Origin of the sequence: Aeromicrobium phragmitis, from assembly GCF_003674095.1 — a bacterium.
GTDB classification, from domain to species: domain Bacteria; phylum Actinomycetota; class Actinomycetes; order Propionibacteriales; family Nocardioidaceae; genus Aeromicrobium; species Aeromicrobium phragmitis.
Map to the genome: position 1 here is coordinate 1 of NZ_RDBF01000302.1, position 288 is coordinate 288.

Here is a 288-nt window from a genome sequence, read left to right on the forward strand (position 1 = left end):
GCCGTACACTCGTCTCGTGGACACGGACGACGACATCGACCTGGAACGGGCCAAGAAGCCGGCCGTACGCGCCGTCTCCTGGATGGCGATCGTCGGTGCCGCATTGGGCATCGCCGCAGGACTGCTGGGAGCGACCGTGTTCACGGCGACGGGCATCACCGGTGCCGATCTGCCCCCGCTGAACGCCACCCCGAGCCCCTCGGCGACGCCGACACCCACGCCGACCCCGACGCCGACCGAGACGAGCGAGCCCGGAGAGCCCGAACCGCAACTCTTCGCCGAGAGTGA

1 pseudogene is annotated in these 288 nt (G+C 70.1%); it reads left to right on the forward strand.

Features of this window, described 5'->3' with window-relative positions:
* Positions 1–16: 16 nt before the first annotated feature.
* Positions 17–288, forward strand: a pseudogene (locus D9V41_RS17460) (hypothetical protein); the annotation flags it as partial.